The following is an 840-nucleotide window of genomic DNA, read 5'->3' on the forward strand; positions in this document are numbered from 1 at the left end:
CCATTGTAATACCCTCCCCTATAACGATCAAATTCCCTTCTGCTTTCATAAGTAGAATCCACATCTCTTGGATCTTTTATTTTACCCTCAACCACATCACTTCTTAGGGCTTTATACATGCTTCCAAATTCATCGCGAGCAATTCTATACCTATTATAATCAATCACCCAATCCACTCCCATAATTTCATCTATAAAGGGGAGCATACCAAATTCATCAGGCTTTAAAGTCTTGGCTAGAGTTTTAATTTGTTGTTCTCTTAAAGGATTTTTATGCACTCCTACTAAACCACTACCTACTGCAATATCTGCATAGCCATAAATGGCACCCAATAAATTAGGTTTATCTAATATACTGCTTCCTCCACTTAGTTGTATGTAAAGTATAGTTGCTTGGATAAATCTTGCATTAAAACCATTTTGAGACATATCATTGGCTAGATATTTATAATCACCCAGTATTCCTGCTGCTATTCCCCATTCATTATGAAACAAACTTGATCTTAAACTATTTTTATTTTCATCTACTTTTCTATATAAATCTTCATATTTAGGATCTACATTTCCTTTTTCATCTACAGCTCCTATAGCATCATAAGGTATATCTATAACAGTGCTTCTTATACCACTTCTTATTACTAGATATTTATATCTTTCTCTTTTAGTCTTTAGGGATTTATAATAAGCTTTTTCTGCTTTAGTCCAAGGAGCTATGGCTCCTTTGATAGGATCTTTTAAATAAATGCTTTGCCAATCTCTAAATTCTAAAAGAGTGGATCTCTCTCCTGTATAAAAGTTAGGATCTAAATATCTTGGTTTATAATCTTTGTAGGGGGAGTTT

General features: G+C 33.0%; 1 protein-coding gene. It reads right to left on the reverse strand.

From position 1 onward, the window contains the following. A partial coding sequence (locus tag B6S12_RS10730) for a hypothetical protein (RefSeq protein WP_111230735.1) occupies window positions 1–840 on the reverse strand: 840 nt, incomplete at both ends.

It is taken from the genome of Helicobacter valdiviensis (assembly GCF_003245365.1).
GTDB classification, from domain to species: domain Bacteria; phylum Campylobacterota; class Campylobacteria; order Campylobacterales; family Helicobacteraceae; genus Helicobacter_D; species Helicobacter_D valdiviensis.